This is a genomic window from Mesorhizobium waimense (assembly GCF_003601975.1).
Taxonomy (GTDB): domain Bacteria; phylum Pseudomonadota; class Alphaproteobacteria; order Rhizobiales; family Rhizobiaceae; genus Mesorhizobium; species Mesorhizobium waimense.
In genome coordinates, this window is record NZ_QZWZ01000024.1 from 39,937 (window position 1) to 62,611 (window position 22,675).

Consider the following 22,675-nt stretch of genomic DNA (forward strand, 5'->3'; position numbering starts at 1 on the left):
GTTAGCGGTCCTTGACCGTCTCCATCGCCACGAAGGTCGAGGTCTGGGCGACGTGGGGGAGCGCAGAGATGCGCTCCCCGAGCACGCGCCGATAGGCGGCGATGTCAGTGGTGCGGACTTTCAGCAGATAGTCGAAGCTCGATGCCATCATGTGGCACTGCTCGATCTCCGGCACCGCCTGGACGGCGCGGTTGAAGGCGTCGAGGGCAGCCGAACGCGTGTCCGACAATTTCACCTGGACGAAGGCGACGTGGCCTTCGCCCATGCGCTCGCGGTCGATGATCGCCTGATAGCCCCTGATAAAGCCGTCCTTCTCCAGTCGCTTGACGCGGGCCTGCACCGGTGTCTTCGAAAGGCCGACCTTGCCGGCCAGTTCCGACATGGAAAGCCGCCCGTCGCGCGCCAGGGCCGAAAGGATATTCCGGTCGATGCGGTCCAATTGGTCTACTGTCATTGGCTTCTTGGTCGAATTGGCGAGCGAATGGCACAAACGATAGATCAGTTGGCCTGCCTTGTCGATTTCTTTGGACCGACCGAAATCCTCAATTGTGCTAGCTTGCGCCATTCGGTCCGGTGACCGCCGGCCCGCTCCCTCTTGCTGTTCACAGGACCGCCATGCCAGCGCTCGATGCCATCCGCCAGCAGATCCGTGCCAACTATCTGCCAGACGAAGATCAGGCGGTGAAGCGCCTGTCCGAGGCGACAGAACTGTCTACGAAGGACCGCAATGCGATCTCGGCCCGTGCCGCCGATCTGGTGCGGGCGGTGCGCGGTTCGTCCGATCCCAGGCTGATGGAAGTCTTTCTCTCCGCCTACGGTCTGTCGACTAAGGAAGGCGTGGCGCTGATGTGCCTGGCCGAGGCGCTGCTGCGGGTGCCCGACACGGAGACGATGGACGACCTGATCGCCGACAAGATCGCGCCGCACGACTGGTCGGCGCATTCGGGCGGCTCGAGCTCGATCTTCGTCAACGCCTCGACCTGGGCGCTGATGCTGACCGGACGCGTGCTCGATGAAGGCGAGGGCGGCATCGAAGGCACGCTGCGTTCGATGGTGCGCAGGCTTGGCGAGCCGGTTATCCGCAAGGCGGTCGCCGCGGCCATGCGCGAAATGGGCGAACAATTCGTGCTCGGCCGCAGCATCGCCGAGGCGGTCAAGCGCGGCCGGCCGATGACGCAGAAAGGCTATCTCTATTCCTTCGACATGCTGGGCGAGGCGGCCCGCACCGAGGCAGACGCGCTGCGCTATCACAAGGCCTATGCAGACGCGATTTCTTCGCTCGACTCCGGGTCCAACGGGCCGGACATTCGCCAGAACCATGGCATCTCGGTCAAGCTGTCGGCGCTGCATCCGCGCTATGAGGTGGCGCAGAAGGAAAAGATGCTGCCGGTCATGGCCGAGCGGCTGTTGTCGCTGGCACTCGCCGCGCGCCATTCGCGCATGGGCCTCAACATCGACGCCGAGGAGGCCGATCGCCTCGACCTGTCGCTCGACGTCATCGAGCGCGTGCTGGCCGAGCCGGAGCTCGCCGGCTGGAACGGCTTTGGCGTCGTCGTCCAGGCCTATGGACCACGCGCGGCCTTCGTCATCGATTGGCTCTATGCTTTGGCCAGGAAATACGACCGAACCATCATGGTGCGGCTGGTCAAGGGCGCCTATTGGGACACCGAGATCAAGCGGGCGCAGACGCTCGGGCTCGACGGCTATCCCGTCTTCACCCGCAAGGCCAACACAGACGTTTCCTACATGGCCTGCGCGAAGAAGCTGCTGTCGATGACCGACCGCATCTATCCGCAGTTCGCCACCCACAATGCCCATACGGTGGCCGCCATACTGTCGATGGCGACGAACCGCGATGCCTTCGAGTTCCAGCGCCTGCACGGCATGGGCGAGGCGCTGCACGAGACGGTGCGCCAGGCCGAGGGCACGCGCTGCCGGATCTATGCGCCGGTCGGCGCCCATTCCGATCTGCTGGCCTATCTGGTCCGCCGGCTGCTGGAAAACGGCGCCAACTCTTCCTTCGTCCATCAGCTCACCGACGAGGAAGTCGAGCCCGAGGATATCGCCCGCGATCCACTCGAAACGGTGGAGAGGCAGGGTCCGGCCGCCAATCCGGCAATCGCCCGGCCCTTTGCCATCTTCGGCGGTGGACGCCGCAACTCCAGGGGATTTGATATCACCGATACGGTGACGCTGGCCGCGATCGAAAAGGCGAAGGCGGAATTTGCCGGGTCGGACCGCTGGCACGCCAAGCCGATCACCCGCGCCGCGGGCTACGGCAAGCAGCGCCCGGTCACCAATCCCGCGAAGCCGGACGAAGTAGTGGGTTCGGTCCACGAAGCGGACGCCAAGCAGGTCGCGACCGCCGTGCGCATCGCGGTGGAGGCGCAGCCGGCATGGGCGAAACGTCCCGCCGCCGAGCGCGCCGCGATCCTCAACCGCGCCGCCGACCTCTATGAAGCCAATGCCGTCGAGTTCTTCGCGCTGGCCACCCGCGAGGCCGGCAAGTCGCTCGCCGATGGCGTTGCCGAAGTGCGCGAGGCGGTCGACTTCCTGCGCTATTACGCTGCCGAGGCGGTCAATGCCGAGGCGGGCACGCAGGCGCGCGGTGCCATCGTCTGCATTTCGCCGTGGAATTTCCCGCTCGCTATCTTCACCGGCCAGATCGCGGCTGCACTGGTCACCGGCAATTCGGTCATCGCCAAGCCGGCCGAGCAGACGCCGCTAATCGCCTTCCGCGCCGTCGAAATGCTGCGTCAGGCCGGCGTGCCGGAAGACGTCATCCAGCTTCTGCCGGGCGATGGCCCGTCGGTCGGCGGACCGCTGACCGCCGATCCGCGCATTGCCGGCGTCTGCTTCACCGGCTCGACTGAGGTCGCCAAGCTGATCGAGAAGCAACTGGCCGAGACCGCAGCGCCCGACGCCATGCTGATTGCCGAGACCGGCGGGCTGAATGCGATGATCGTCGATTCCACGGCGCTTCCCGAACAGGCGGTGCGCGACATCCTGGCCTCGGCCTTCCAGAGCGCCGGCCAACGCTGTTCGGCTCTGCGTGTGCTCTATGTGCAGAAGGACGTCGAGAAGAAGATGCTGGAGATGCTGAAGGGCGCCATGGAGGCGCTCAACCTCGGCAATCCGTGGCAGATTTCGACGGATGTCGGCCCGGTCATCGACGACGAGGCGCAGGCCTCGATCCGCGACTATTGCACGAAGATGGGCCTGCAGGGCCGGCTGATCGCCAAGCTCGAAGCGCCGAATGACGGCCGCTTCGTTGCGCCGCATGTGTTCCGGGTCAAGGGCATCGAGGAGATGGAGCGCGAGGTGTTCGGCCCGGTGCTGCATGTCGCCACGTTCGACGCCGATGAGATCGACGCCGTTATCGCCGCCATCAACCGCAAGGGCTATGGCTTGACCTTCGGCCTGCATACTCGCATCGAGGGCCGCGCCCAGCATTTCGTCGACGGCATCCATGCCGGCAACATCTATGTCAACCGCAACCAGATCGGCGCCGTGGTCGGCTCGCAGCCCTTCGGTGGCGAGGGGCTTTCGGGCACTGGGCCAAAGGCCGGCGGTCCGCACTATCTGAGGCGCTTCCGCAAGGGGCCGGAGGCTGGCACGCACCTCGAGGACGGAAACAAGGTGACGGCGACCGAACTTGCCGACAATCTGCCCGATCCGACGCTAGGCGGCTGGTCGACGCGGCCCGACCGCGTCGCCATCCTGCGCAAGCATCTGCGCGGCAAGGGTGCTGCGGCCATCGGGGCTGCCGCCAGCATCGATTTCGGCCAGGTCGACCTGTCCGGGCCGACCGGCGAAGCCAACACGCTGTCGCTGGCTCCGCGCGGCCGGGTGCTGTGCCTCGGTCCCGATCACGATACGCTGCTGGCGCAGGCGATCCAGGCACTGGCCGCCGGCAACGCGGTGCTGGCGGTCGCGCCCGGCGCACCGGCGGCACTGTCGGCGCTGACCGGCAAAGGGTTGCCGCTTGCCGCCATCGACGGCCGGCCGGACCCCGTCGAAGCCCGCTCGCTGCGCGTCGACGTCGTCGCCTTCTCCGGCACGCCCGAGGCCGCGCGTATCGTGCGCAAGGTCATCGCAGCGCGCAGCGGCCCGATCGTGCCTTTGATCAGCGAGGTGCTCAACCCCGCGGCTTATGCACATGAGCGTGCCGTCTGCGTCGACACCACGGCAGCGGGCGGCAATGCCAGCCTGCTGGCGGCCGCCTAGGTTTTCGTACTTCGCTCACCTGCATCCAGTTGCAAAGGAAAAGCTGCCGGATGAACATGGGTGGCAATTCGAGCGGGCGAGGCCGATCAGATGGAAGACACGTCCCCTCCGTTTGAGCTGCCGCGCGTGGCGGTGGTCATCACCTGCTACAATTACCGCCTATACGTCGAACAGGCGATCCGCTCGGTGTTGGCGCAGACCTACCGGAACTGGGATTGCGTCATCGTTGACGATGCCTCGACCGACGGCTCGGCCGAACATGTCCGCGAACTCCTCCAGACGATTGGCGACTCGCGCCTGCGGCTGCTCGCGCGCTCGGAGAATGGCGGGCAGATCGCGGGATTTCGCGATGGCTTTGCGGCGACCGACGCGCCTTTCGTTGCATTCCTCGATGCCGACGACATCTGGCTGCCGAATTTCTTGCTTGCGCATCTGTCTGCGCATCTGAACGCGACGCGATCGGCATCGCTATCCAGCTCCGATGTTTTCTTCATCGACAGCGAGCGGACCTTGCTCGCGAGCACCTATGTCATGCTGCGCAAGCCGCGACCGGAACCGGAGGCGGCCGGGATCGGCATTCCAGCCTTCAGGCAGCTTGGCGCGATGGCTGGCGAGCTTGCCCATCAATCGGACCATCCGGTGACCTATTTCGGACCCGGCGCCTATGGCTGGATGTGGGCGCCGACCTCGTCGATGGTTTTCCGGCGCGGTGCGCTGGAACCAGTTCTGGCGTTCCCGTTTCGGGTGAAGACAGGGACCGACTATTTTGCCGCGACATGCGCGCATCTGGCCGCTGGCAGCCTGATCCTGTCCGAGAGCCTCGGCCTCTATCGCCTGCATGGCGGCAACGCGTCGGCCGGCGCTGCCTATGCCGGTGGCCATGTGCAGCAATCGCCGCCCTATCTTGCCCACGACGCGACGATGGGCGCGGATGTCCTCGACTATGTGCTGGCCCATGCGGAGCGGCTGCGCGCCATCAACGGCAGGGATTTCGTGCCCGGGTTCATGGCGCAGCACGTCAGGCGGTTCGGAACTCTGGCCGCCGATCCCCGGCTGATGCCGTTTCTCGGTCGCAAGAACCGCTGGCGACAGCTGCGCAAGCGCTTCGCGCGGAGAGTGCGGCAGCTGTTCGGTGAGGCGCCACGCTGACACGGGTTGCCCGGCGAAGCTTCAGATCTCCTCGGGCGCGCAGCCGAATTTCAGCAAATTGCCGTGCGGGTCCCGGACGTAGAACTCCTTCATGTTCCATAGCCGCACTTGAACGGGCTGAGCTTCTCGACCCGGCGCGCCGAAAATTCGGCATGCAACGCCGGCACCTCGCCACCCCTGATGTAGCAGGACGAAACTTCAGGCAGTTTGCGGTCGTCGCTCCTCCAGAAATGGATCTCGATTTCGCCGCGGCGAACGATCAGATATTTGTCCATCTCCGGCCCGAGATGCCGAAACCGAGCTCGTCGCTATAGAAATCGCGCGTTGCCGCGATGTCGGGCGAGGGCAGGACAGGAATACTGCGCGCGGGATCCTCAGCAGGCGTTCCCAACTCAGGCGCCCTCGACGACGGAAAAGCCCTCGAATTGCGGATGGCCGAGATAATGCACCTTCGATGTGCCGGTATTGCGGTGCGCGGCGCGGAAATTCTCGGACTTGGTCCAGGCGACGAAATCCTCATGGCTTGCCCACACCGTGTGCGAGGCAAAGAGCGTGTAGCCTTCCGCTTCGTTGACCGGGCCGCGCAGCAGATGGAATTCCCTGAAACCTTGCATATCCGAAAGGCTGGAGTCGCGGTTCTTCCAGACGTCCTCGAAGGCGGTTTCCGAGCCGTTCTGGACCTTGAAGCGGTTCATGGCGATGTACATTGGGTTCCTTTCGGGATTGCGAATTGTGCTGTTTGATGGAGGTCTGAAACGGCGAGGCCGAGGCTCTTAAAACGGACCGATCCGCGCCTTGAACACCCAACTTGACTTGCCAGTTTCGGGTGGAATGGGAGGGAACGGGGCTTGCTGACGCACCAATGTCAAAGCGAATTGATCAAGCTCGGCGGAACCTGAACTCTCGGCAAGCTGCAAGTCGCTGATGCTGCCGTCGGCCATGACGACAAAAACGACCCTGGCATTGTTGCGAGCCTTCGCTTGCACGGATTTCGAAACGCGACGATTGGCGCGGGCAAGCTTCTTCTGAATTTCACCGCTGTAACGGGATTCCATCGCATTGCCGGCCGCGGCCTGCTTTTTGCCCTTGCTGGAAATCACTGCCTGGTCGCGTTCCTTGCCATCTGCCGCGCCGCGCGAATCGTTTGTTTTGCTTGTTCCTCCAAGCCCGGCTGTTGCGCTTGGCCTCGCGCTCGGGACCGGTGGCTGCCCGATATCAGCTGGCGGCGCCTCGGTGCTTTGCGTCTGGATCGCAGGCGATGCCGGCGGTTCGCTGCTTGCAACGACATTCTGGTCGTCCTGGCGCGGGGTGGCGGCCGTCAGTATTTCCGGAGCATCCGTTGGTTGTTTGGCGGCTTCCAGTGGCGGCTTAGGCGCCGCCGCCTCCTTTGCTGGTTGAGGCGTGTCTTTTGGCGGCGTGGGTTGAACGGCCTCAGGCTTGGCTGGTCGCGGGTCGGGCACCAAGGTAACGTCCATCACGTCGGGTGCCTTGCCATCCAGGGCGCTGCCGACCACGTCAGCGCCTGATTGATCGGCGCCTTCGGCCTGTATTGCATCCCTGGAATCGAATGTCCCGGCGGGTGTGATCAGAAATACCGCCGCAGCAGCGGCATGGAGCAGGCAGGAGGCGATGATCGCCACCGTCCATTTGCGGTTCCAGGGTGATGGCCGCGCGGGTGCAATCGGCTCGGCCGGCGGGATCGCCAGCTCGCTGCCGGCGTTGGGGAGGGGGCTGATTTCCTGCATGTCTCGCGGCGAGAACTGCCGCGAGCGAGGTGGTATTGTCAAATCAAGATCAATTGCCGCACGTAGCTGGGTAAAGAAGCGGGGCAGTAGCCAGGCAACAGTATTTCGGGCGAGGGCGGGTTCCAGTCCTGGCGCGCATAGCATCCGGATCAGCGCGCAATGCCGAGCGGCAAGGTAAACGCCCAGCTCGATCGGCCGGCATCCGCCGGGATGGGGGGGAAGGGGGCTGCGCGGCGTATGACCGCGAGCGCCGCCGCATCGAGTTCAGGTGAGCCGGAACTGCGTGCGACGCGGATGCCGACGACCCCGCCACTCGCGCTGACGACGAAGGTCACCTGCACATCGTTGCGCGCCTTCGCCCGCGCGGAACGCGGAATGCCGCGCAACGCACGCCGCAGTTTGGCGGCCACCTTGCCCGGATAGTTGGATACGGACGCATTGCCAACGCCGGATTTTCCGCCCTGGCTTTTGCTTGTAGTCTTGCCGTCGGCCTCACCCTCGGCGACGCCGCGCCTGGCGTCGGCCTCATTCTGGCCGCCGGAGCCGGAGCTGGCCTGCTTGGCGGTTGCCTTTTCCACTTCCTTCTGCGCGCTAGCCTGTTTCTTTTGTGCTTCAGCCTTCTGCGCCTTCTTGGTCGGCTTTTTCGCAGGCTCGGCTTTCCTGGGTTTCGCAGTCTGGGGCTTCTTTTCCGCAGAGGCCGGTCGCGGCTCCGCCTCGGTCTGGACCTTTTCGGAGGTTTCGACGGGTGGCGTTTTCTCGGGAGCTGCCTCGGCTGCTTCGCTTGTCGATTGCTCCGCGGGCTTCTGAACGGTGTTGTCGTCTTCGACCGGCTGCAGCTGATCGACCGCCAGGATCTCGGGCAAGGGATTGACGATCGCGGCCGTCGCCGGCTCGTCGGGGACAGGATCGACTCGGTCGGGTATGGAAGCGGGCCGATCCGGTGCCTCCCGCAGAGGCTCCAGCGTCGCCGTGCCCGGCGTCTCTGCTTCGGTGGCTTCGACCGGCTGGGTCGTTTCCGTCGCCGCGATCGGTTGCGCTTCCACAGTCTGCACTGGCTTTGGATCGAGCATGGTGACCAGCGTCACCTTGGTCGCCTCCGGCGGGGCTTGCGTCATGTCGCCGGCCGCCGACTGGTCCTCCGGCGCGTTGCCGAGCAGCATGATGCCGGACTGGTCGGCGCCCTCGATCAGAACGGGCTCATCGCCTGTGGCAAGGAGAGACATTGCCGCCGCCGCGTGAAGGATGCAGGAGAAAACCACAGCGGCTTTCCATTTGTGCCTTGGCTGCCGTGTCCGCGTGACGCCCAGCGGCTCGGCCGGTGTCGAGGTCAGCTCACCGCTGGTATCGGCGATATAGTTTTTCTCCGGCGTGTCGCGGAGCGAAGACTGCAGCGAGCCGTGCGGAATGGTGAAATCGGGATCGTCCGGCTCCTGCGGCAATACAAAAGGCCCGGCCAGGGGCCAGGCCATGGTGCTTTGGGAGAATACCGGCTCCAGCCCCACGTCGCACCCTCACAGGCCGAAGGCGATGCCGGTCTTGGTCGCGGTCTTCAGGCTGCGCAGGCATGTGGCCGGCTCGACGCCGGCGCCCACGCACTCCGTCGCGCTATTGATCAGCACGCGGCCGAGCTTGGCACAATCGGTGCCGGCGAGATCGAAACGCGTCACCTTGGTCTTGCCGGCCGGCAGGTCCTTGAAATCAAGGACGGTCAGCCGGTCGACCACGCCCGCATCGTTGAACAATGCGATCTCGAACGCCGCCTTGGAAAGGTCGGCGCCGAGATTGTTGGCAACCACGAATGTCAGCCGGCAACCCTTGTCGGAGGGTTGCGCGCCGTTGAGCTCGAGGGAGAGCCCCTGGCCCGGCGCGGTGCCCTCGGCATGCGCTGGGCCGACCACGGCGGCGACGACAGTCGCCGCGCTTAGGATGTGCGTCATAGCCGCCGTGATTTTCATCATTCTCACCAGTCCAGTTGTTTTGCCAATGTCAGCTTGAAGGTTCGGCCCTTGGCGTAGTCGAGCGCCAATGCGTCGCGGTAGTAGGCGTTGAAGATGTTGTTGATGCTGAACTGCGCCTGCCAGCCCTCGAACTGGCCGGATTGCGGCTTCCACGAGGTGAAGACGTCCACAGTGGTCCAGGCATCCGCCGTCTTCGGCAAAGCGACCGTGCCCTGAATGCTGTTTGGAGTCTCGAATGCGTGGGTCACGCGGCCGCCGAACTCCAGGTCGCGATCCGGCAAGCGTCCGCCCAATGAAAACACGATCTTATGGGAGGGGATGGTCGTGAGCGGGTTGCCGTAGGTCGAGCCCGGAACCAAGTTCTCGCCCTTCACGCCCGTATAGGCAAGGTTGGCGAAGACGTAGTCCGAATCATAGGCACCCTCTACCTCGACGCCGTAGATTCGTGCCTTCCCTACATTGTAGAAGTAGCTGGTGGCACCTGTTGCGGTCGTCTGGATGAGGTCTTTGAGGTCGTTGTAGAAGCCTGTGGTTTTCAAGCTCAGGGCATCGCCTTCCTGGAGGATATCGTTGCCGGAGATGGTGAAACCCGCCTCATAGTTGTTGGATTTTTCCTTTTTCAGGTCGAGGCTGATGCCCTTTGACCACGTATAGAGTTCGTCAAGCGTCGGCAGCCGTTCTGTATGGGCAATGGAGCCGAACACGCCGAAATTGTCGTTCAACTTGTAGAGCGCCGCGATCTTCGGCGACCACGCCTGATCGTTGACGTCGACCGCGTTGCCAAGCGACTCGGCGGCTTCGCCGGGCTGGCGCCAGACGAAATCGCCGCGCATGCCGGCGATCAGCGTCAGTCTTTCGTTCCAGACATATTCGTTCTGCACGAACGCGCCGAGCTTGTTGTCGGTGCCTTCCGGATGGGTGTTGATGGCGTCACCGGTGCCGGTGACGAGCTGACTAACGCCGACGCGATCCTGATGGCTGGCCTGCAGGCCATAGGTCAGGAAATTCTGGTAGGATTCGCCGGTGAACTCGGACGTGTTCTGTAGGTTGGCTTGCCAGGTGCGGTAGCCGTAGTCCGCATTGATGATGTTCGAGAAGCCGCCCAGCGTGCCGTTGCGCTGTTCCACGGCCGTGTCGGAATAGGAGATGCTTGCCTTGACGTCGAGCCAGGGATTGTCGCTGACCGGGTTCTCGTAGCTTAGGATCGCGGTGCTGTCGATGACATGGCGATCGACTGTGCCGAACACCGCCTGCGTGCCGGTCTGGGCGTAGGCCTGGTCGTCGGCATCGCTGTCCCAGCGCTGGTAGGAAAGCCGAACGGTCTGCTCGCTGTTGTCGCCAAATCGTGCCGTTCCCTTCACAAGCCCCGACCAGGCCTTGAAATCGGAGCCGACAAGCTTTGTGTCGTTGCCCAGCGTGATCTCGTCGGAGGTGCGATAATTGCCCGTCGCGAGGAACTCCATATTGTCGTTGAGGCGGCGGGCGTAGATGGCTGAACCCAGCAGCCCATTGCCGTTGGTCTCATAGGAGCTCTTCAGCCGCAGCGCGTTGTCCTTGCCTTCCTTGAGGAAGTCGGAAGCGTCCTTGGTGACGAAATTGATGACGCCGCCGAGCGCGCCCGAGCCATAAAGCGTCGAAGAGGCGGGTCCGCGCAGCACTTCGACCTTCTTGTAGAGTTCGGGATCCGAGAAGAAGGAGCCCATCCGGTACTGCTCGTAGAATTTCTGCGCGCCATCGACATTGACGATGATGCGGGAGCCGTCGGCCGAGTTCTCGGTGGAGCCGATGCCGCGAATATTGAAGGCTTCGCCAAAGACACGTTCGCTGCCGACCATGGTTACGCCCGGTACGGATTTGAACAGCCCGCCGGTCGTTTCGGCCTGCTCACGATCGATATCCTCCTGATTGAGAACCGTCACCGCCTGCGGGGTGTCGATGGCGATCTTTTCGGCGCCTGCACCCAGTACGAGCCTCTGCAGCAGCGTCACGCGCCCCTTCTTTTCCGCTTCGTTCGTCTGCGTTCCCTGGGCTTTTGCGCCATGCATCCCAAAAAATACCGTCACCGCCGCTCCGCTCAGCAGAGCAGCCATATTCTTTGCCACCGGCCCCATCACCCCAACTCCAAATTCCAGGTTCAATGCTGGCTGGCGTGGCGCTCGCTAGCACTTTTCATCGTGTCCGGCATCTTAAATGTTGACTCATTTAGTCCGGTATTGCACTGACTAGTAAACATGATTATTCGAGTCAAGAAATGAATCGGCATTCTACGCAGGCGCCCGGCCATGTGGCCGGCACAGGAAAGGGACCGAACAGATGAACACGCACAATCCCAGTGACTTTCGCTATCGCCTCCGCCGTTCCGACGACAGTTCCGTCCGCTATGACCGGGTTCCGTTGGTGGTGAGGACGTTGTCCAGCAACACGCTGTTCCAGGGCGAGCACGAGATCGGCATCGAACATCACGGCGCGCGCTACCGGCTGAAGATCACCCGCCAGGGCAAGCTGATCCTCAACAAGTAGGTTTCAGGAAAAGTAAGGGGCTAGGACATGGATCAGCGCGTGAAACCGTCGCCGCATGAAATCCGGCGGGCGCGGGAAGACAATCCCAAAACGCGCGAGCGCGATCTCGCCGCCCAGCTCGGCATTTCCGAGGCCGAGCTCGTCGCGGCGCATTGCGGCGATGGCGTCGTTCGCGTCGAGCCGCGCGTCAACGATCTTCTGACCGGCCTCGAAGCCGTTGGCGAGGTGATGGCGCTGACCCGCAACGAAAGCGCGGTGCACGAGAAGATTGGCATCTACGACAAGGTCGTCACCGGCAACCACAACGCCATGGTGTTGGGCGAGAACATCGACTTGCGCATCTTCCCGAAAATCTGGGCACATGGCTTTGCCGTCGAAAAGCGCGACGGCGGCGACATCCGTCGCAGTCTGCAGTTCTTCGACGCGACAGGCGAGGCCGTGCACAAGGTGCATCTGCGGCCCGCATCCAACCTCTACGCCTATCAGAAGCTGGTGGCGGGGCTGGAATCGTCGAACCAGGAACCGACCGTGGCGGTCTCGGCAAGCGGCGCCGAGGAGGAGAACGAGGTTCAGGGTGCCGTGGCAAGCGTCGATGATCTGCGCGACCGTTGGAGCAGGCTGACCGATGTGCACCAGTTCTTCGGCATGCTGAAGACGCTCAAGCTCAGCCGCCGCCAGGCGGTGCGCATGGTCGGCCATGACTATGCCTGGCTGGTCGACAATGACGCCGTCGGCGCCATGTTCCACCACGCCGCCGCCGGTGAAATGCCGATCATGTGCTTTGTTGGCAATCGCGGCTGCATCCAGATCCATTCCGGCCCGGTCAGGTCGATCAAGCCGATGGGCCCGTGGATCAACGTGCTTGACGAGACCTTCCATCTGCATCTGCGAACCGACCACATCCACGAGGTCTGGGCCGTGCGCAAACCGACCAAGGACGGCCATGTCACCTCGCTCGAGGTCTATGGAGCCGATGGCAGGATGATCATCCAGTTCTTTGGCAAGCGCCATGAAGGCGAGGGCGAACGCGACGACTGGCGGTTCCTGGCCGAGAACCTGCCACGCATTCCAAGCCCGACCGCAGCCTGAGGACGACGACAATGGCTTTATTTCCCAGCCTCTCGGGTTTGCTCAGGCTGGCGCTCGGACCGGTGATCGGTCTGACGCCGGTCATGGCTCCGCCGTCGGCTCGTGCCACCGAAAGTACTGGCGTCTTTGCCGATGCATCGAAGATCGCGGCAATCGGCGGATCCATCACCGAGATCGTCTATGCGCTCGGCGAGCAGAGCCATTTGGTCGCCCGCGATTCGACCAGCCGCTATCCGGAGGCCGCACTCCGGCTGCCTGACGTCGGCTATATGCGCCAGTTGTCGCCGGAAGGCGTACTGTCGGTCAATCCGTCGGGCATCCTGGCGCTGCACGGCAGCGGCCCAAAGGAAGCCCTCGACGTGCTGAAAAAATCGAGCGTCCCCTTTATCGAGGTGCCAGATCGCTATGACCATGAGGGCATCCTCGAAAAGATCCGTATCGTCGGCAAGGCGATCGGCGCCGATGCCAAGGCCGCCGAACTGGCGGTCGAGACCGATGCCAGGCTGAAGGCAGCGGAAAAGCAGACCGCTTCGATCAAGGACCGCAAGCGCATCCTGTTCGTGCTGTCAATGCAAGGCGGCAAGATCCTGGCATCAGGTACCGACACCGCCGCCGACGGCATCATCAAGCTCGCCGGCGGGGTCAACGCGATCGACGGCTTTTCGGGCTACAAGCAAATGTCCGACGAGGCTGTTATCACCGCGAAGCCGGATGTGATCCTGATGATGAACAATGCCGGGCGTGCCACGCCAGACGAAGAACTGTTCGCCAATCCGGCCATTTCGTCAACGCCGGCCGGTGCCGCGCGCAAGCTGATCCGCATGGACGGCGGCTATCTGCTCGGTTTCGGGCCGCGCACGGCCAACGCCATCCACGACCTTGCCGTCTCGCTCTACGGCGGCCAGGTCACGGACTGAGCGGGTCATCATGGTCGATCATTCAATCGTCGCTGCGGCGGGAACGATGGCGGCTGCAACAGACGGAGACCGTTCACGACGCGCCCGCTTCGTGATCCTTCTGCTATGCCTCGGTCTTGTCGTTGCCGTGCTGTTGTCGCTGACATCAGGCGCTTCCGACGCGTCGCCCATCGGCGTCATCAGCGACTGGCTGTTCGGCGCGGTGCCGGGCGACCCGGCGCTGAGCGCCCGCGATCGTCTCATCGTCTATGACATCCGTCTGCCGCGCGTCATCCTGGGCGTGCTGATCGGGGCAGCACTCGCCGTGTCGGGCGCGGTGATGCAGGGGCTGTTCCGCAATCCGCTGGCCGACCCCGGCCTGATCGGCGTCTCGGCGGGGTCGAGCCTCGGTGCGGTGGCCGTCATCGTGCTTGGCGCGACGGTGCTGGCGCCGCTCACGCTGGCATTCGGCACGCTCGCCTTGCCGCTGGCAGCCTTTTGCGGCGGTTTGGCGACGACCTTGCTGCTTTATCAGGTTGCAACACGGCAAGGCCGAACCTCTGTGGCCACCATGCTGCTTGCCGGCATCGCGCTGGCGGCGCTTGCCATGGCGCTGACCGGCATCCTGATCTTCATGGCCGACGACCGGCAGCTGCGCGACCTGACCTTCTGGCAGCTCGGTTCGCTCGCCGGTGCCACCTGGCAGAAGATCGGCTCGGTCGGGCCGGTCATCGTGCTGGCGCTGGCGGCGATGCCGTTCCTGGCGCGTGGCCTCAATGCGCTGGCGCTCGGCGAAGCGACCGCCGGCCATCTCGGCATTCCGGTCCAGCGGCTGAAATACACGGCGATCGTCGGTGTCTCGGCAGCGGTCGGCGCATCCGTCGCGGTCAGCGGCGGCATCGGTTTCGTCGGCATCGTCGTGCCGCATCTGTTGCGCCTGCTGATCGGCCCCGACAATCGTTACCTGCTGCCGGCCTCGGCGCTGCTCGGCGCGTCGCTGCTGCTGCTGGCCGACGCTGTCGCGCGCACCATCGTGGCGCCCGCGGAATTGCCGATCGGCATCGTCACCGCGGTTGCCGGCGCGCCGTTCTTCCTCTGGATCCTGCTGCGCAAGCGCGGCGTCATCGACCTGTGAGGCCTGGATGATCGAGGCAAGGGATGTTTCGGTGGCGATTGCGGGCAAACCTATCGTTACCGGTGTCGATTTCGATGCGCGGCCAGGTGAAGTGGCCGCTATTGTCGGCCCCAACGGATCCGGCAAGACGACCTTCCTTAGGGCGCTGTCGGGAGAGCTTGCCTATACGGGGCGCGTCGCCCTCAACGGCCGCGACATGTCGGCGATGAGGCCGGTCGAGGCCGCGACGCAGCGAGCGGTGCTGCCGCAGGCGACGACGCTGTCCTTCCCGTTCACGGTGCGGGAGGTGGTCAAGCTTGGCCTTGTCGGCGGCCGCTCAGGCGTCTTGCCAGGCGAGGATGCGCGTTTGCCTGAACGGGCGCTGGCGCGTGTCGACCTCGAAGGTTTTGCCGGGCGTTTTTATCAGGAGCTTTCGGGCGGCGAGCAGCAACGCGTCCAGCTTGCGCGCGTGTTGTGCCAGGTCTGGGCGCCGGTGCTGGACGGCAAGCCACGCTATCTGTTCCTCGACGAGCCGGTTTCCAGTCTCGACATCAAGCACCAGCTGATCATCATGAACATCGCCCGCGACTTCGCCAGGCGCGGCGGCAGCGTGATCGCCATTCTGCACGACCTCAACCTGACGGCCATGTATGCCGACCGCATCCATGTCATGCATCGCGGGCGGCTCGCCGCCGCCGGCGCGCCGCAGGATGTGCTCAGTGACGAGCTGATAGAGAAGGTCTTCGATTGCCGGCTGAGGGTCGGCGTGCTGCCGGCCGGCAACGTACCGTTCGTGCTGCCGCAATCGGCCGCTTAGCGACAGGCCAGAGGATCAGGCGGCAGGCGCCCGCTTTACCAGCATGTCGATGCCGAGCAGCTGGCGCACGTTCGGACGCGCCGCCACCAGGTCGGCGATCGTATAGCGCGATAGCACGGCAAAGAAGGCGTTGAGCGCCTCGCGCAACGCCGAATTCAGCGCGCAGCTGTCGACCAGCGGGCATTCGGCCGCGTCGTTCTCGAAGCACTCGGCCATGGCGAAGCTCTCTTCCGTCACCCGCACGACGTCGAACAGGCTGATCTGTTCGGCGGCGCGGCCAAGCCTGACGCCGCCATTCCTGCCGCGCACCGTCTCGACCAGGCCATTCTCGACCAGCGGCTGCAGGATCTTGAACAGGAAAAGCTCCGACACGGAATAGGCGGCTGCGATCTCGGGGATGCGGCTCAGCCGATCGTTGTTGGCGGCGCAATACATCAGGATGCGCATGGCGTAATTGGTCTGGCGCGTAAGCCGCATTTTATCCTCACGAAGCAGTAGCTTGAGCTGAATATGGCCTATACCTTGGAACAATTCCAGACTGGCGGCGCATAATAGATGAATGACCTCGTCAACTTTATCTGCATGACCGCGCGGATTTGTGACCCGGATGGCGTGTCGCGGGCATTTGGCCGGGACCGATCCCAAATAAGATCGCAACACCGATCAGGAGCGGCTCGACCATGTCACCACCAGTCCAGGTTCTTGCGACGGTTGCCCCCATTCGCATCGACATCGATGCCGAAGCGAAGCTGTCAGCGCTCAGGCGCACCAAGTTCGCGGCTACCGCGGCGCTCGTGCTCTGCGTCCTCGTCTTTGCCCTGGCCAAGTCGCTCGAGAGCACCCATCCATGGCTTGGATTTGTCGCCGCCTTCGCCGAGGCGGCGACCATCGGCGGGCTGGCCGACTGGTACGCGGTGGTGGCGCTGTTCAAGCGGCCGCTCGGCCTGCCGATCCCGCATACCGCCATCATCCCGGAGAACCAGAACCGCATCGCCGACAATCTTGGCCGCTTCATCGAGGTCAATTTCCTGGCGCCTGAGCCGGTGCGCGAAAAACTGGCCGAAGTGGATTTTTCCGCGCTGGTGGCCGATTGGCTGGCTGATTCCGAGCGCGCGGCCGGCCTGTCGCGCTTCGTCGCCAGGCTGGTGCCGCAGACGCTCACGGCGGTTGAGCAATCCGGCCTGCGCGGTTTCGTCACCAGCCGCATGCTGGAGCAGATCGACAAGGTGCCGCTGGCGCCGCTGGCGGCCGAGTTGCTGTCGGCGCTGACCGACGACCGCCGCCACCAGAAACTGTTCGACGAATTCACCAGGGTGATCGGCCGCTTCCTCAACGACGAGGAGGCGCTGGCAACCATGCGCGAGAAGATCCGCGAGGAACTGCCGTCGCTGTTCAACCTGTTTCGCGCCGACGCCTATCTTTTGAAGAAGATCGTCGCGTCCGCCGGCTCGCTGCTCGACGAGGTGCGGGCCGATCCCGATCATCCGATGCGCGCCGAATTCGACCGTTTCGCGCGGACCTTCATCGAGCGGCTGAGGACGTCCAAGCAATATGCCAGGCGTGCCGAGCAGCTGAAGCGCAATTTCCTGGCCCGGCCGGAGGTGAAGGCACTGGCCGGCGACATGTGGGAGAGCCTCACCCTGTTCATCGAGCAAGACGCCAAGGCGCCGAATTCGATGATCCGCGCCCATCTCGCGGCCATGTTCGTCGAGGTCGGCCGCCATTTGGCCAGCGATGCGCAGATCAGGGCCGATATGAACCAGGGGTTCGTCGTGGCGCTGTCGTCCTTCGTCGAAAACCAGAAGAGCGGCGTGTCGAAATTCATCGCCGACCAGGTCAGGCGTTGGGACCTTGCCCAGCTCACCCGGTTGATCGAAATGAACATCGGCCGGGACCTGCAATACATCCGCTTCAACGGCATGGTCATCGGCGGACTTGCCGGCATAACGCTTTATACGGCGGAGCGATTGTTCCTCGTCAATTGACGCGAGCGCGTCATGCTCTATTCTTCCATGAGGGTTAGTATTCGCGGCAGACTGGGGAGCAAACGACTATGGCAAAACAACCGGACTCCGACTCGTTCCTGGACATGTTCAGCAGATTCGGCCGTGACCTGAAGGTGCCGACTGTCGATGTCGAGGCGATCCTCAGCCACCATCGCAAGAATCTCGAAGCGCTGGAGAAGTCGGCGAGAGCCGGCGCTGCCGGAGCGACCTCGCTGTTCTCCAGGCAGCGCGAAATGCTGCAGGACACGCTGCGCGAAGTCGCCGACATGGCGCAGAACTACCGGGCGCCGGGCAATCCGCAAGAGCTGATGGCAAAGCAGGCGGAGTTCGCGCGGAAATCCTTCGAAACCGCGCTCAAGAATGCCGGCGAGGTGTCCGAGCTGGTCCGGAAATCCGGCACCGAATCCGTCGAGATCCTGCGCGAGCGCATCAAGGAAGCGATGGCGGAAATCCGCTCCGGCTACGAGAAGTGACGGGTTTCCGGAACTGCTCCAATCGGCCTGGCTCGTGGTGCAGCCGAGAGTAGCGCTCGCAGCCTGCCACCTTCGGGTGACGCGGCAGGCCGCGTCGTCTTCCATGCTAGTGTGGATGGGCCGCCACCCGGCGTTGCAAACATTTGCCCGGTGCCGTGGAATCGCGCAGTGCGAATTGACAGAGGCTGCCGGTTCGTGGTCGGGAGACGGGCAGAGCGATCGGGAATGCAGGAATGACGGAAACAGGGTCGAGGACGCCGCCGACCTTCGAGCAGCTGAGGACGATGGCCGGGCAGGAGCTTGGCGTATCGGAGTGGACGACGGTCGACCAGCACCGCATCGACCAGTTCGCCGAATGCACAGGCGATCATCAGTGGATCCATGTCGACCCTGAAAGAGCGAAACGGCAAAGCCCGTTCCGCACCACGATCGCGCATGGCTATCTGACGCTGTCGATCATCGGCGCGCTGGCGCTCGGCATGGGCATCGTGCCCGAAAACACGCAGGCTGCCTTCAATTACGGCTTCGATAAGGTGCGCTTCCTGGCGCCGGTCCGGGTCGGCGCGCGCATCAGGCTGCGCACCACGCTGCTGTCGATGGAGGACAAAGGGCCGGGCCAATATCTGATGAAGGCCGCCAACACGGTCGAGATCGAAGGCGAGCAGAAGCCGGCCTTGACCGCCGAGACGCTGGTCATGCTCTACGAGCGCCGCAAGCGGGCAGGTGCCTGATTCCTACGCCCCGGTCTTGCGTTTGGCGCCAATGCGCCAGGAAAACACCGCGAGACCGAGCGCGACCAACGCAAGCACGGTGGCCACCTGGAAGGTGACCTGCATGCCCCGGGCAGCTGCCGCAGAGCCCAACATCGCCTGGTCCGTGCCGCCAGCCGACGCTGCGGCGAAGATGGCGCCCATCAAAGATGCACCGGTGATCAAGCCGAGACTGCGCGACAGGTTGAGCAGGCCGGAAACGACGCCGCGCTCGCCAGTATCCACACCCGCCATGACGGCTGCATTGTTGGACGTCTGGAACAGTGCGTAGCCGATGCATGTGACGGTGATCGGAACGACATAGCTGGCAATGCCGAGTTTCGTCATGGCCAGCGACAGTAGGAAAGTGCCCGTGGCGAGGCCGAGCAGGCCGGCAACCATCATCCTGTGGGCTCCGAAGCGATCGGCAAGGCGTCCGGCCACCAGCGCCGACAGGGTCGAGATCAGCGGCCCGGTCGACAGTACGAGGCCGACCATTGCGGCATCCAGCCCGAGCCCACGAGACAGGTAGAACGGCGCAACCACCAGGGTCGCCATCATCACGGTGGCAACGATGAGGCTTGTGGTGAGGCTGGTGCTCAGTTCGAGGTCACGAAAGCTGGCGAGCTGGATCAACGGGCTTTTCACATTCGTTTGTGCTCGGGCGAACAGAATGACGCCGATGCCGGCGGCAGCCAGCAGGCCGATGTTGAGTGGGCCGAAATTGCCTCTGCCGAGGGTCATGGCCAGCGCATAAGCGGCCAGCGTCAGGGCCAGCAGGGCGGTGCCTATCGCATCGAATTCGCCTCGATTGGCTTGCGCGGTCTTACCGTGGGCCGGCAGGGCACGCCAGGCCAGGGCGAAGGTCAGGACTCCCAAGGGGACATTGACGAGGAAAATCGCCCGCCAGCCGAAGCCGGCGATCAACAAGCCGCCTAGCGAGGGGCCGAGTGTCGTTCCGATCGCCGACATGGCGCCGAGCAGGCCCATGGCGCTGCCGGTCCTGGCTTTGGTCACCGTTTCGGCGACAAAGGCCAGCGTTAGGGCCATCATCAGCGCTGCGCCAAGCCCCTGCATGGCCCGCGCGGCAATCAGCAGCCAAAGGGTCGGCGCCATGCCGCACAGCACCGAGGCGAGCGTGAACAGCGCGATGCCGCCAAGCAGCAACGGCCGGCGACCGAACATGTCGGCCAGCCGGCCGGCGCTGACGATCAATGTGGTGATGGCGAGCAGGTAGGCGAGAACAACCCATTGCACCGACTGGAACGAAGCTCCGAACGTCTGCATCAGCGACGGCAGGCCGACGCTGGCGACGCTAGTTCCGAGCGACGATAGCAGCGTGGCGAGCGAAAGGCTTGCCAGCGCCCAGCTAGCGGATTGGGTCTGTTGCGGCGCTGCTACGCGCTCGTTTTGCTCAGCGATTGCCAAGGCGATCTCCTTTCCATCGGCTCCAGAACCGGAGCTGCCGGAGATCTAGTCTTGCCAGTGATATGGCGGAAGGCGCAGCATTTGCATCTTATTCATGCACAGAACGCCATGTCAGGTGTTATGGTCCGCCGATGGCATTGCCCGATCTCAATTTGCTCTTCGCTCTCGACACTCTGTTGACCGAAGGCAGCGTGGCGCGCGCCGCCCAGCGGCTGCGCCTCAGCCCCTCGGCAATGAGCCGCACGCTGGCGCGCCTGCGCGAGGCAACGGGCGATCCCTTGCTGGTCCGCGCCGGCCGCGGCCTCGTACCGACGCCGCGGGCACTTGAATTGCGCCAGCAGACCGGGCGTGTCGTTCAGGACGCGGAGGCGCTGTTGCGGCCGGCCATGCTGCTTGACCTTTCAAGACTGGACCGAACGTTCACGCTGCGTACCAATGAAGGCTTCGTCGAGGAGTTCGGGCCCCGTCTTGTCGCCCGCATCGAAGCGGATGCGGGCGAGGTGCGGCTGCGTTTTGCACCAAAGTCCGACAAGGATGTCGCCTCGCTGCGCGAAGCGGCTGTTGACCTTGAGATCGGCGTTGCCGGCGAAACCGCACCAGAAGTGCGTATCCAGGCGCTGTTCCGCGACCGCTTCATCGGTGCGGTACGAAAAGGCCACCCTCTCAGCGAGGGTATCGTCACCGCCGAGCGTTATGCGGCCAGCCGCCACATCAGCGTTTCCCGGCGCGGCCGCGAAAGGGGGCCGATCGATGAGGCCTTGAGCCAGCTCGGGCTGCAGCGGACTGTGGTGTGCATGGTTTCAGGCTTCTCGGCTGCACTTGCCATGGCGCGCGCTTCCGATCTGATTGCCAGCGTCCCCGAGCGGCATTCGCAAGGGGCACGTGCCGGCATGTTCAGCTTTCCCTTGCCGGTCACTATCGCAGAGGTCACCATCTCCATGCTCTGGCATCCGCGCCTCGATGCCGATCTGGCGCAGCGCTGGCTGCGGGATTGCGTTCGGGAGGTTTGCGGGTCTTCCCGCTGATTGGCGATTACGACGTCAACACGACATCGCCGCTTTGAGCGTTGTGAAAATCCGCTCGTCTCCGCATTGGGCAACGTTGAAGCGCAGGAAACGGCTGGCGGTCTGCGACAGGCTGAACGCATTGCCGGGCGCCAGCACGATCTTGGTGGCCAAAGCGCGGCGGGCCACTTCTGTCGCATCCACCCCATCCGGCAGGCTGCACCACAGGAACAGGCCGGCCGGCTGCTCGATCCAGGGCGTGATGCCGATCGCCTTCAGGCGGCCGCTCGTTTCGCCCATGGCGCGCGAAAGCTGCGCCCGCAGCAATTCCATGTGCTTGCGATAGCTGCCGTCCTTGAGCAGCGTCAGCACCAACTCGGCCGCGAGCCGGCCGCCGCCGAAGGTTGTGGCGATCTTGAGGTCGGTCAGCTGTTCGATCCAGTCGAGGGGTGCGGCGATGAAGCCGCAGCGTACCGACGCCGAAAGCGTCTTGGAGAAGCTGCCGATATGGACGACGCGGCTGAGACCATCGAACGCCGCGAGCCTCGGGGCAGGGGTGTGTTCGAAATCGGGGAAGATGTCGTCCTCGATGATGGTCAGATCCGATTGGTCGGCGAGCTTCAGCAGCCGATGCGCGGTCACCGGCGACAGGATCGCGCCGGTCGGATTGTGGATGGCGGAATTGGTGATGTAGAGGCGCGGCCGGTGCTCGGCCAGCGCCTGGGCGAACAGCTCGATATCCGGCCCTGACGGCGTATAGGGAACGCTGACGACCTTGGCCCGGTGGGCGCGCAACAAGGCATGGAAATTGAAATAGCAGGGATCGTCGACCAGCACCGTGTCGCCGGGTTCGAGCAGGAAGCGGCAGAGGAGATCGATGGCCTGCGTGCCCGATTCCGTCAGCATGATCTGCTCTGGCGACGCCTCGATGCCGTGCCCGGCCATGCGTCGCGCGAGCAGATGGCGCAGAGCCGGCAAACCGAGCGGCGTGCCGTAGTCTGCCAGCGTCACATCGTCGGCCCGCGCCACTGTGCGCAGCGCCCGGCGCAATCCCGCCTGCGGCATCCATGAGGCCGGCAGCCAGCCGCAGCCGGGTTTCAGGGTCTCGTCGCCGGCTTCGAGCGACTGGCGCGAGACCCAGAGCGGATCGACAGCACGGTCGAGCCGCGGACCGATCTCGGCCAGCGACAGCGGCGCCAGCGGGCCGGCGGCGTAGAAGCCGGAGCCCGGCCTCGAGCGGATCGTGCCTTCGGCGGCGAGCCGTTCATAGGCCTCGACCACTGTCGACTTTGACACCTGCATCGTTCCGGCGAAGGCCCGGATCGACGGCAGCCGCGCCCCCGGCGTCAGGGTGCGCGCGGCGATCCGCTGTCTGATCGCTGCCATGACCGCTTCGACAAGCGTTCCTTCGCCACCGGTTTTTGGAGCAGGCGTATCCATCTGTACTTCTCGATGAGCCATAACAGTTTTGCCAAACTGTACCGCATTGTCTCTGGCGGC

Annotated in this window: 20 protein-coding genes and 1 pseudogene; 11 read left to right on the top strand and 10 right to left on the bottom strand. The window is 64.1% G+C overall.

All coding sequences use genetic code 11. From position 1 onward, the window contains the following. Position 1: 1 nt before the first annotated feature. Positions 2-454 carry an Lrp/AsnC family transcriptional regulator gene (locus D3227_RS25855; RefSeq protein ID WP_120017155.1) on the bottom strand — a complete coding sequence of 151 codons (453 nt, stop codon included), beginning with the start codon at positions 452-454 and terminating at the stop codon, positions 2-4. 161 nt (positions 455-615) lie between these two features. Between D3227_RS25855 and putA the strand changes: the two genes are divergently transcribed. Further along, positions 616-4,227: a bifunctional proline dehydrogenase/L-glutamate gamma-semialdehyde dehydrogenase PutA gene (gene putA / locus D3227_RS25860; protein WP_120017109.1), complete on the top strand. Its 3,612-nt coding sequence runs from the start codon at positions 616-618 to the stop codon at positions 4,225-4,227. Positions 4,228-4,287: 60 nt separating this feature from the next. After that, the gene (locus D3227_RS25865) at positions 4,288-5,376 is read left to right on the top strand and encodes a glycosyltransferase family 2 protein (RefSeq protein ID WP_245451880.1); all 1,089 of its coding nucleotides are present in this window, start codon (positions 4,288-4,290) and stop codon (positions 5,374-5,376) included. A 21-nt stretch (positions 5,377-5,397) separates the two neighbouring features. Here D3227_RS25865 and D3227_RS25870 read toward each other — a convergent pair. The 6 genes and pseudogenes from D3227_RS25870 to D3227_RS25895 all read right to left on the bottom strand — a co-directional run bounded on the left by D3227_RS25870 (position 5,398) and on the right by D3227_RS25895 (position 11,169). After that, positions 5,398-5,767 (bottom strand): annotated as a pseudogene (locus D3227_RS25870) (bleomycin resistance protein). Position 5,768: 1 nt separating this feature from the next. Next, positions 5,769-6,083 (bottom strand): heme-degrading protein HmuQ, encoded by a 315-nt coding sequence (hmuQ, locus tag D3227_RS25875; protein ID WP_120017111.1) that lies wholly within the window; start codon positions 6,081-6,083, stop codon positions 5,769-5,771. A 66-nt stretch (positions 6,084-6,149) separates the two neighbouring features. Continuing rightward, complete coding sequence (locus D3227_RS25880) at positions 6,150-7,121, bottom strand: energy transducer TonB (RefSeq protein ID WP_120017112.1); 972 nt, start codon at positions 7,119-7,121, stop codon at positions 6,150-6,152. Positions 7,122-7,270: 149 nt separating this feature from the next. Next, the gene (tolA, locus tag D3227_RS25885; RefSeq protein ID WP_120017113.1) at positions 7,271-8,590 is read right to left on the bottom strand and encodes a TonB family protein; all 1,320 of its coding nucleotides are present in this window, start codon (positions 8,588-8,590) and stop codon (positions 7,271-7,273) included. A 42-nt stretch (positions 8,591-8,632) separates the two neighbouring features. Continuing rightward, positions 8,633-9,058 (bottom strand): hypothetical protein, encoded by a 426-nt coding sequence (locus tag D3227_RS25890; protein ID WP_425374550.1) that lies wholly within the window; start codon positions 9,056-9,058, stop codon positions 8,633-8,635. A gap of 23 nt (positions 9,059-9,081) precedes the next feature. Next, entirely contained in the window at positions 9,082-11,169 is a 2,088-nt protein-coding gene (locus D3227_RS25895; protein WP_208646430.1) for a TonB-dependent receptor domain-containing protein, read from the bottom strand. Between the two features lie 223 nt (positions 11,170-11,392). Between D3227_RS25895 and hemP the strand changes: the two genes are divergently transcribed. Genes hemP through D3227_RS25920 form a run of 5 tightly spaced genes read left to right on the top strand, consistent with a single transcriptional unit; the run spans position 11,393 to position 15,515 of the window. Beyond that, entirely contained in the window at positions 11,393-11,599 is a 207-nt protein-coding gene (gene hemP / locus D3227_RS25900) for a hemin uptake protein HemP (RefSeq protein WP_120017116.1), read from the top strand. A 27-nt stretch (positions 11,600-11,626) separates the two neighbouring features. After that, on the top strand, positions 11,627-12,688 hold the full coding sequence (locus D3227_RS25905) for a hemin-degrading factor (protein ID WP_120017117.1): 1,062 nt from the start codon (positions 11,627-11,629) through the stop codon (positions 12,686-12,688). Between the two features lie 11 nt (positions 12,689-12,699). Next, the gene (locus tag D3227_RS25910; protein ID WP_120017118.1) at positions 12,700-13,605 is read left to right on the top strand and encodes a heme/hemin ABC transporter substrate-binding protein; all 906 of its coding nucleotides are present in this window, start codon (positions 12,700-12,702) and stop codon (positions 13,603-13,605) included. A 10-nt stretch (positions 13,606-13,615) separates the two neighbouring features. Further along, a complete protein-coding gene (locus D3227_RS25915; protein WP_120017119.1) occupies positions 13,616-14,719 on the top strand; it encodes a FecCD family ABC transporter permease in 1,104 nt (367 codons plus the stop codon). 7 nt (positions 14,720-14,726) lie between these two features. Next, complete coding sequence (locus tag D3227_RS25920; protein ID WP_120017120.1) at positions 14,727-15,515, top strand: heme ABC transporter ATP-binding protein; 789 nt, start codon at positions 14,727-14,729, stop codon at positions 15,513-15,515. Between the two features lie 15 nt (positions 15,516-15,530). Here the strand turns inward: D3227_RS25920 and rirA are convergent, their stop codons facing one another. Next, positions 15,531-15,992, bottom strand: a complete 462-nt coding sequence (gene rirA, locus D3227_RS25925; RefSeq protein ID WP_120017121.1) for an iron-responsive transcriptional regulator RirA — start codon at positions 15,990-15,992, stop codon at positions 15,531-15,533. 203 nt (positions 15,993-16,195) lie between these two features. On the opposite strand from rirA, the gene D3227_RS25930 reads away from it, so the two are divergent. From D3227_RS25930 to D3227_RS25940, 3 genes are all read left to right on the top strand, one after another. After that, the gene (locus tag D3227_RS25930) at positions 16,196-17,500 is read left to right on the top strand and encodes a DUF445 domain-containing protein (RefSeq protein ID WP_120017122.1); all 1,305 of its coding nucleotides are present in this window, start codon (positions 16,196-16,198) and stop codon (positions 17,498-17,500) included. 68 nt (positions 17,501-17,568) lie between these two features. Next, positions 17,569-17,994 (top strand): phasin family protein, encoded by a 426-nt coding sequence (locus tag D3227_RS25935; protein ID WP_120017123.1) that lies wholly within the window; start codon positions 17,569-17,571, stop codon positions 17,992-17,994. Positions 17,995-18,227: 233 nt separating this feature from the next. Beyond that, positions 18,228-18,725 (top strand): MaoC family dehydratase, encoded by a 498-nt coding sequence (locus D3227_RS25940; protein WP_120017124.1) that lies wholly within the window; start codon positions 18,228-18,230, stop codon positions 18,723-18,725. Positions 18,726-18,728: 3 nt separating this feature from the next. Here D3227_RS25940 and D3227_RS25945 read toward each other — a convergent pair whose 3' ends face one another. Beyond that, on the bottom strand, positions 18,729-20,171 hold the full coding sequence (locus tag D3227_RS25945) for an MFS transporter (protein WP_120017125.1): 1,443 nt from the start codon (positions 20,169-20,171) through the stop codon (positions 18,729-18,731). Between the two features lie 131 nt (positions 20,172-20,302). On the opposite strand from D3227_RS25945, the gene D3227_RS25950 reads away from it, so the two are divergent. Then, the gene (locus tag D3227_RS25950) at positions 20,303-21,196 is read left to right on the top strand and encodes a LysR family transcriptional regulator (RefSeq protein WP_120017126.1); all 894 of its coding nucleotides are present in this window, start codon (positions 20,303-20,305) and stop codon (positions 21,194-21,196) included. Positions 21,197-21,211: 15 nt separating this feature from the next. Here the strand turns inward: D3227_RS25950 and D3227_RS25955 are convergent, their stop codons facing one another. After that, positions 21,212-22,615 carry an aminotransferase-like domain-containing protein gene (locus D3227_RS25955; protein WP_120017127.1) on the bottom strand — a complete coding sequence of 468 codons (1,404 nt, stop codon included), beginning with the start codon at positions 22,613-22,615 and terminating at the stop codon, positions 21,212-21,214. Positions 22,616-22,675 lie beyond the last annotated feature (60 nt).